Raw genomic sequence first — 8,178 nt, 5'->3', positions numbered from 1 at the left:
AGAGAGGTCAGCTTCCAGCCGCAGTCGCAGCACTTCACGAATTTTACGCATTGCAATCCTCTTGGCAGACATAGGCTCTTCCCTGGCAAAAGGGAGAGCGTATCAAAGGTTTTTAAATCAATGCGTTAAGGATGATTCCGGTGAATGTGAACAGTGATTCCGGGATGTTGAACACTGTTTCCGGAAAGGAGGGGCGAAGTGTTCAGGTTGAACCGGAATGAGCGTTCACATTGGTCCGGAAATGGTGTTCACGTTGAATCGGAATTGGTGTTCATGATCGGCCGGAATATGCACGCGCTTGGCAGAAGCCCAACATCTGGTTGGCAGCATGGTGCAGCAGGTTGTGAACCTGATTGCGGTAGCGCTGCAACATCCGGGCTTTGGCCACACGCAGTTTGCGGTTTTGCCGCGAGCCCTTTTGGGTTTTCGACAGCGCGGTCTGATAGATGGCCAGCCTGCGGTTCTTGCCCTGTACCAGCGAGCGCAGTCCACGGCCGACAATGCCACTGGATTGAATGCCATCGGTCATGACAGCCAGATGGATGATGCCCATATCGGCGGCGACCACATTCATTCCGGCAGAAACCGGCTCGGCCACGGTTTGACGCAAAGTCAGGCGCAGTTCCCGAAAGCCCAGCTCGACTGCCACAATCTTTCCCGATGGCAGGCTGGCTGGCAGCTTCACGGTGAGCTTTTTGCGTCCGGCGCCGTTGGACAAGGAAAGCCGGTTACCGTGACGACGAATGGCCGAGGGCTTCCACATGACCACCTGGAATTTTCTCTGGTCGCGCCACGGATAGCGGGCGCTCTTGTCGCCTGCGCTGCGTTTGGTGCGGGTGGAGTCGATATTGGCGATGAACTTTTCGATGAGTGCCTGGATGGTTTGGGAATGCAGACCAAACCGGCCTTTGAAATGTTGTTTGAGCTGGCTTTCGGAGGGCCATGCCCAGTGACGGCGGCGGCAGTATTTGTGCAACCGGACCAGTCGGCGCCAGAGTCGCCCGGCCTCGACCCGCAGCTCGGTCTGTCTGCGAGTCGGCGTACCGATATTGACTTTGATGACCCGGAAATCTTTCACAACTGGCGGCTCTGGGTTATTACGCTGGATATATATACAGCAGCATTGCGCAGGACTGGTTCACAAGCAAGTGCAGCCTTATATCCCCGCCATAAATGACGGGGTTTTACGGCCTGGCTGATAACCACAACACGAACATTGCTGGCTTGTGTAGGCTGGATTGATTGCCAACACCTGACCACCTCGCCATACCTGCTTGTACTCAAGCTGGCGGCGCAGCTCAAACCAGCCCTGATCCAATATCGAACGATTCAGCCCTGATTTTGCCCGGACGTTGCGCCCCGGCTGATTTGTCGTGCCCGCTGCTGATTTTGACATGTTGGAAACCTTCAAGTCCTCAATGACGATCATCGCGTGGTTTTTGCTGATTGTCGTTGTGACCTTATGAAGGTAATCGCGGCGGGTATTGGCGATATGCGAATGCAGGCGCTGGATCTTGGCTTTTTGTTTCTTCCAGTTACTGCTGAATTTTACCTTTTTGCTCAACTGGCGCTGTAGCCTGGCCAGCTTGGTCTGATTGGTTTTGAAGCTGTTGACAGGCTCAAACACCGTACCATCTGACAGGGTTGCGAGCTTGGCAATCCCTGCATCCAGCCCGACCATTGAGCCGGACGGGTGAGCTGGCTCTGGAAGCTCCTGCTCGACCTGAAATGAGATATACCAGTGTCCTGCTGATTGGCTGACGGTGGCGTTTTTAATCTTCCCTTCGACTGGGCGTGACTGGCGGAACTTGACCCACGCCAGACCGCTTGGCAGCTTCACCCGCCCTTTTTCAAGGCGGCAATACTTGTCGAAGTTGACGAACCGGATTGAGTCTCGGTTGTCGCTTTTCTTCTTGAAAACGGGAGCCTTGGCGGCGAATTTTTTATCAAAACAACGCATCCACGCGCCGTGCAAATCCTTGAGTTTCTGCTGGAGGTTGTCGGTGTATGCCTCGGCCAGAAAGGCCATTTCTGGATCTTTCTTCCAACGGGTGAGCATCCGAGATAAATCGAAATATGATGGCAGCTTGTCGCCGGAATCCAGAATGCGCTTTGTCTCTACAAGCCCGTGATTCCAGACATAACGAGCACAGCCGCCCAACTGGCGCAGGCGTTGCGCTTGTTGCTCGGTCGGTTCGAGTCGGAATTTGTAGGCTTTCAGAATTTGCATTCAACACTCAGTGTGTAGCAATATTTCTCCGTCATTACACCGAGCTGAGTCATTAAATGCAAGTCGTAAACATCAACAAATCCCGCCATGCGGCTTATCTTCTCCATGTTCACTTGGTGTTTGTGACCAAGTATCGAAAAAAGATATTGGGCGATTTACACCTTGCTGCGTTCAATCAGTGCGCCGCCGAGGTTTGTCGTGACTTTGGCGCAGAGCTGAAAGAGTGTGACGGAGAAGCAGACCACGTTCACATGCTGATAGAGTACGGGCCGACCGTGCAGTTATCTGTGCTGGTCAACTCATTGAAGGCCGTCACATCAAGGCGACTGCGTAATGAATTTTTGGACTTGAGGGGGGCTTACAGCAAGCCCGTGCTTTGGTCTCGCTCCTACTTTGCAAGCTCTTGCGGCGGGGCGCCGTTGGATGTGATTAAGCAATACATTCAAAACCAGCGGGGCTGACGCCCCGACGAAATTCCCCTCCCACCTACGTCGGTGGGAGCCCCCTTTCGTCAAAAAAGGTGGGAAGCCTCGCCGCGAGCGGCGGGGAGCAGTCACACGTTGAAACCGACATGCCTCCCTGTAGGAAGCTCAACATCAACACGCAGCTTCCCACCCATTGCTTCCACGTAACGCTTCATGGTGGATAGCTTGATATCATTCCCACGCTGCTCCATCGCCACAACGGCCGGTTGGCTGATCCCGAGGGCAGAGGCCAACTCCACCTGGGACACTTCCAACTCTTCACGCAGCGCTTGCAAGCGTACCTCCAGCAGCAGCTCGTTAGCCATCTCCTGGATCCGCTGCTGACTATCCACCGAGCGGGAGGCCAGCATCTCATTCAGTGTTCTTCCCATTACCCTACCTCCAACTCAGTTAAGTGCTTGGCGTATTCCGCCTCAGCGACCGGCAACATCTCTTTGTAAAACCGCTTATCGTTACCGCCCTTATTTCCAGCACACAACACGATAGCTTGCCGCAACGGGTCAAAAGCAAAGAACGCTCGTAGCGGATCCCCCTGGTGCTGAACTCTCAGCTCTTTGAGGTTCGTAAAGCGAGACCCCTTGATGGTATCAACTAAGGGTCGCCCTACTGATGGACCGCCCTGTGCCAAGGCAAGCAACCCAGCCAAAACCTTCTCCTGCGTGGCCTCGTCTTGTTCATCAAACCAGACATCGAATAGAGAGGTCGTTTTTACTGTCCACATAGCGCACCAAATATAACCTTTGGTTTATATTATAGAGGGTCTCGACGTAGGTAACAAGTTACCGCTGTCGTAGTGCAAGCATGAAGCTACTGGCATCAACCTCGAACCGGCTGACCCCGATCTGCTGCAGGTAGAGCACCAAGGTATCGAGCTTGCGAAAAACTCTTAGTTGTTTGCTGCGCTGGGCGGCCAGACCGTAGCACACCAGCAGACTCCAGCCGCCTAGTTGTCCGACAGCGACTACGACACGGGCGGCACCATCCGCCACCAGTTGCACCAGGGTGGGATGGGTAATGGTTTCCATAGGGGAGATTCCGAAGCAAAGGATAGTGCGGCGCAGGATGGGAGATAACGCCCTGCAAAACAAGCCACCTTGTAGGATGACAGGGGCCTTGTTGATCAAATCCAAAGTAGGATGGTCGCTCCCCAACCCGCCGGGCGGGCTTAGTTGACGGCCTGCCGAATGGGCATACCAAGCCCTATGACCTTGTTCATGACTTTTACCCCAGCCAGGATCTCACCCACCTGGGCGTTGTAGCTCCGCAGACTCAGTTTCGGACCGATGAGCTGCTTGAAGCGATACATGGCGGTCTCAGCTATCGAGCGCTGATGATAGCCAGAGTCCTTTTTCCATTGCTCCAGCTCTCCTGCCTTGAGCGCGGCAACCGCCTCGTTGCGTGGATGGCCTTTCTTCCAGAATGCCGCATTCTTTCTCGGCGGTATGGTGGCCTTGATGCCCTTCTTTTGCAGTAGGGCATAACAGGCTCTGGTGTCATAGGCACCATCGGCGCTGACTTGTTCTATCTTGCGGCGCAAGGGGTTGAGCAGCGTGGGCAACACCTCGTTATCGCCCACCGTTTCCAGGCTGACTTCGGCTGCAACGATGGCATGGGTCGCCGCATCTACGGCCAGGTGAAGCTTGCGCCAGACGCGGCGTTTCTCCTTGCCGTGCTTGCGAATTTTCCATTCGCCTTCGCCATAGACCTTGAGTCCGGTGGCATCGATGACGAGGTGAGCCACCGGGCCATGGCTCGGTAGGCGGTACTTGATTTCGACCGTATTGGCGCGCTTGCTGATACAGCTGTAGTCCGGCGACTGTAAGGGCACCTTCATCAGCTTGAACAGCGAGTTGATGAAGCCCTCCAAGGCTCGTAGCGGTAGCTTGAATACCGCCTTGAGCATCAGCGCGGTTTCAATGGCGGAGTCGCTGTAATGGAAGCCTCGCCCTCGGCGGCCATGATGGGTCTGGCAATGCCACTGCTGGATGGCTTGCTCATCCATCCAGACGGTCAACGAACCACGTTGCACCAGGGCTTGGTTGTACTGTTTCCAGTTGCTGATCTTGTGCTTGGACTTGCCCATCTGGCGCTCCCGGTGGTGAATCTAAGAGATCAGATCACCACTGCGGGATAGTTCCCTGATTTGAGCAACAACGCCCCAGGTTGAGCGTCGAGGGGAGATCCGCCCCCAGACTGACGGCCTGGCTGACCTCAGAGAGCAGTGGTAGCAGCTCGGTTCGGCATTCTCCCAGCAGGCAGTGGCAGGGGTGGCACGGTTGCATCTGACTCATATCTTCGCCTCGAACGCGACTCATCACGTCATCCTTGTTCCGATGAGGGGCAGACTGCCCACATTATGTGCGTCGCTATGTGGGTGGCTATATAGCGATAGCCTCGCAAGGCCCTCGGCCCGATGATGAACGGATTAATGCAAAATTGGCGCCATAGAGCGTCATCCGCGGGTACTGGCTACTCCGGTCGTCAGATGTGGGGCCATTGCGTCAGATAGTTCAAGAGTTTCGCCATGACCTCATTGACCAGCCGATACTGGCTCGCCGGAGTTGCTCGCAGAGACTCCGCACTCTGAATATAGGGGGCCACCACCAGCTCTTCGGCGCAGTTTCCCATCAGCGATTGCAGCGACGAAGCTGTAGTCTCCAGATGAAATTGCAGACCGATCACCGGTTTACCGATCAGCTGAAAGGCTTGCTGTTCACAGGCCTGACTTCGCGCTAACTGCTGGGCCTGGGGTGGCAGTTCAAAGGTCTCCCCATGCCACTGTAGTACGGTGAGTTCGGGAGGGAATGCAAACAGCGCCGGCTGTTCATGCGCAACAGCGGTGATAGGAAACCAGCCTATCTCCTTCAGCGGATTAGGGCTCACGCGGCAATTGCAGGCATTGGCGATGAGTTGGGCCCCCAGGCAAATTCCCAATATTGGTTTGTTCGCTGCGATGGCTTGCCGGATGAACGCCTTTTCTGCGGTGAGCCAGGGGAGGGAGTCTTCATCATTCACACTCATGGGGCCCCCCAGGACGATCAACAGATCGAGAGCGGCTAGGCGGGGGAGTTCATGGGGCTGATAAAAACAGGTGCGGCTGATTTGGTAGCCTGCGGCTTGCAACCAGGGCTCGATCACGCCGAGCCCCTCGAATGGGACGTGTTGGAAATAGTGTGCACGCATACTCATCTCTCTGGTTCGTGTTCGAGGGCTGATGGGCGCCCCCAGCCGTGGAGGCAGTAGCAAATCTTCTGCCAGATCGCGGAGCACTTTGCCAGTGGCTGGGATAAATCCGCCTTGATGGGATTTGAAATCCACGCCTTAAGGTGGCGGCCACGGCTTTGGGCGCCGCTCGGCCGATGTTAGTAGCGGTGGCGCTCGACAAGGCTGCCGGATTGCGAGTCAGAGAATGGGTCAAGGTATGGGATAGCTGGCGCATTTATCGCGACATGATTTGTACCATCACGAACTTTCCGGGTGAAAAAATATCGTTTTTGTACAGTTTTGTGGATGGACGAAGTTGTTTATTCATGGCCCAGGCGGGAGGTGCCATTTTACCAAGGGAAGGTGCGAATAAGCAGGTCATTTCTTCCCAAGCTGACTCGCTGATTAAAATTTCGCGGATCTGGGCCGATTATATCTCCCACCAACAGCTCGAATCAGCCTATTTAGGGCGTTTTTTCGCCATTTCTGGCGTTATTTCCGGTTTTTACTGAGATCTCTCCCACTGACGTATCATTTGGTCCACCCGAAACAGGTTGGCCAGGGTGAATAACATCGCCAGTTGGTTATCGTTTTTCAGCAGCCCCTTGTATCTGGCTTTCACGAAGCCGAACTGCCGCTTGATAATGCGAAACGGGTGCTCCACCTTGGCACGGATGCTGGCTTTCATGTATTCGATGTTGATGGCCGTTTTGTTCTTGCGCGGATGCTGCTTCAAGGTTTTTACCTTGCCGGGACGCTCGGCGATCAGCCAGTCCACATCCACCTCGGCGAGCTCCTCGCGCTGTGGCGCTCCTTGGTAGCCGGCATCGGCTGAGACAAATTGCTCCTCTCCATGAAGCAGATTACCCAGCTGATTGAGGTCATGCTCGTTGGCCGCGGTGGTGACTAGGCTGTGGGTCAGGCCACTCTTGGCATCGACACCAATGTGGGCCTTCATGCCAAAGTGCCACTGATTGCCTTTCTTGGTCTGATGCATCTCCGGATCGCGTTGCTGCTCTTTGTTCTTGGTAGAGCTGGGTGCCTCAATGATGGTGGCATCCTCAGCCATCCCCTCATATGAGCGAGGCGTGGCGCGGCTTCTGAGGTATGATCGCCATCCTTGACCAGCTAATACCCAACAGACTATCCCCATGTTTAAGCACGAACTAATCCTCAACCACATCGACGATATATTTGGACAGGACATGCATGCCAAGCGTGTTCTTTCCCTCGCCAATGCTACCCTCGGGGTTATCGAGTCAGGTTCACTGGCCATCCACGCCATCGGTAGTGGCCTCTCCTTGGCCAACGGTCTCGAACGTAAACATGCGGTTAAACAGGTGGATCGCCTGCTCACTAACACCAAGCTCAATGTCTGGAGCCTCTTTGACGATTGGGTGCCCTATGTGGTCGGTGAACGTACCGAGATCGTAGTCTCCATGGACTGGACCGAATTCGACGCCGATGATCACAGCACCTTGGTTATCAGCCTGCAAACCAACCATGGACGCAGTACCCCGCTGCTGTGGAAAACCCATCGAAAATCGTTGCTCAAAGGGCAACGTAATGCCCATGAGAAAGAGCTGCTCACCAAACTCAAGCAGACGCTACCAGAGGGTATCTTCGTGACAGTAGTCGCTGACCGAGGCTTTGGTTACATGGAGCTGTTCGAGCGCCTGGAACAAGAGCTAGGCTTTGCTTATGTCATTAGATTTAAAGGAAATATTTTGGTTGGTTACCCTGGTGGAGAGCAGGTTCCAGCTCGTGACTGGCTAACGCCGACCGGACGCACCCGAACCCTCAAACAGGTGGAGCTCACCGGACAGAGACAGCCTGTCGAACGGGTCTATTGTTGTCGCAAAAGTGGCATGAAGGACGCTTGGTTTCTGGCCAGTAACCGGACCGACCTGAGCGCCGCCAAGGCGTTGCAACTGTACGGCCAGCGCTGGGGTATCGAGACCAGTTTTCGTGATATCAAAGATTACAAATTTGGCATGGGTATGGGAGAAGTGCACATCAGTAATCCGGTCCGGCGCGACCGACTGTTTTTGTTCAGCGCCCTCGCCATTGTCCTGCTAACGCTGCTGGGTAAGGCTGGCGATAGCGTTGGCCTGGAGAGAACGATCAAGGTCAATACCAGCAAGAGCCGCGCGAATTCAGATAATAACTGCAACACCCATGGTGCATAGGAGAGAAGAGGCCAACTGCCGGTTCTGGTACGCTTCTTCTCGCCAAAGAAACAAAGCGGAACACCATGAG

At 54.8% G+C, this 8,178-nt stretch carries 9 protein-coding genes and 2 pseudogenes; 3 read left to right on the top strand and 8 right to left on the bottom strand.

The genetic code is table 11. The annotated features are described in order from the left end of the window. Window positions 1–271: 271 nt before the first annotated feature. Both PG883_RS21675 and PG883_RS21670 read right to left on the bottom strand, forming a co-directional pair. Entirely contained in the window at window positions 272–1,078 is an 807-nt protein-coding gene (locus PG883_RS21675; protein ID WP_270808131.1) for a transposase, read from the bottom strand. 78 nt (window positions 1,079–1,156) lie between these two features. After that, window positions 1,157–2,230, bottom strand: a complete 1,074-nt coding sequence (locus PG883_RS21670; RefSeq protein WP_270808129.1) for an RNA-guided endonuclease InsQ/TnpB family protein — start codon at window positions 2,228–2,230, stop codon at window positions 1,157–1,159. Window positions 2,231–2,286: 56 nt separating this feature from the next. Between PG883_RS21670 and tnpA the strand changes: the two genes are divergently transcribed. Further along, window positions 2,287–2,691 (top strand): IS200/IS605 family transposase, encoded by a 405-nt coding sequence (gene tnpA / locus PG883_RS21665; RefSeq protein ID WP_270808127.1) that lies wholly within the window; start codon window positions 2,287–2,289, stop codon window positions 2,689–2,691. 92 nt (window positions 2,692–2,783) lie between these two features. Here tnpA and PG883_RS21660 read toward each other — a convergent pair whose 3' ends face one another. The 5 genes from PG883_RS21660 to PG883_RS21640 all read right to left on the bottom strand — a co-directional run bounded on the left by PG883_RS21660 (window position 2,784) and on the right by PG883_RS21640 (window position 5,898). Then, window positions 2,784–3,086 (bottom strand): helix-turn-helix domain-containing protein, encoded by a 303-nt coding sequence (locus PG883_RS21660; RefSeq protein ID WP_024943280.1) that lies wholly within the window; start codon window positions 3,084–3,086, stop codon window positions 2,784–2,786. Beyond that, a complete protein-coding gene (locus PG883_RS21655; protein ID WP_024943279.1) occupies window positions 3,086–3,436 on the bottom strand; it encodes a type II toxin-antitoxin system RelE/ParE family toxin in 351 nt (116 codons plus the stop codon). Before PG883_RS21655 ends, PG883_RS21660 begins: the two co-directional genes overlap by 1 nt. A gap of 58 nt (window positions 3,437–3,494) precedes the next feature. Further along, window positions 3,495–3,740 (bottom strand): hypothetical protein, encoded by a 246-nt coding sequence (locus PG883_RS21650; protein ID WP_024943278.1) that lies wholly within the window; start codon window positions 3,738–3,740, stop codon window positions 3,495–3,497. Window positions 3,741–3,880: 140 nt separating this feature from the next. Further along, on the bottom strand, window positions 3,881–4,798 hold the full coding sequence (locus PG883_RS21645; RefSeq protein WP_270808123.1) for an IS5 family transposase: 918 nt from the start codon (window positions 4,796–4,798) through the stop codon (window positions 3,881–3,883). A 398-nt stretch (window positions 4,799–5,196) separates the two neighbouring features. Next, window positions 5,197–5,898 carry a type 1 glutamine amidotransferase gene (locus PG883_RS21640; RefSeq protein ID WP_182928087.1) on the bottom strand — a complete coding sequence of 234 codons (702 nt, stop codon included), beginning with the start codon at window positions 5,896–5,898 and terminating at the stop codon, window positions 5,197–5,199. 176 nt (window positions 5,899–6,074) lie between these two features. On the opposite strand from PG883_RS21640, the gene PG883_RS21635 reads away from it, so the two are divergent. Beyond that, complete coding sequence (locus PG883_RS21635) at window positions 6,075–6,431, top strand: hypothetical protein (RefSeq protein ID WP_270808119.1); 357 nt, start codon at window positions 6,075–6,077, stop codon at window positions 6,429–6,431. Here PG883_RS21635 and PG883_RS21630 read toward each other — a convergent pair. Further along, window positions 6,425–6,994: pseudogene (locus PG883_RS21630) on the bottom strand (IS5 family transposase); the annotation flags it as partial. The gene PG883_RS21635 and the pseudogene PG883_RS21630 overlap by 7 nt on opposite strands. 76 nt (window positions 6,995–7,070) lie before the next feature. Here PG883_RS21630 and PG883_RS21625 point away from each other — a divergent pair. Then, window positions 7,071–8,078, top strand: a pseudogene (locus PG883_RS21625) (IS4 family transposase); the annotation flags it as partial. Window positions 8,079–8,178 lie beyond the last annotated feature (100 nt).

Source organism: Aeromonas sp. QDB25 (assembly GCF_027707725.1).
GTDB lineage: Bacteria > Pseudomonadota > Gammaproteobacteria > Enterobacterales > Aeromonadaceae > Aeromonas > Aeromonas caviae.
This window is presented reverse-complemented; position numbering and strand designations above follow the sequence as displayed.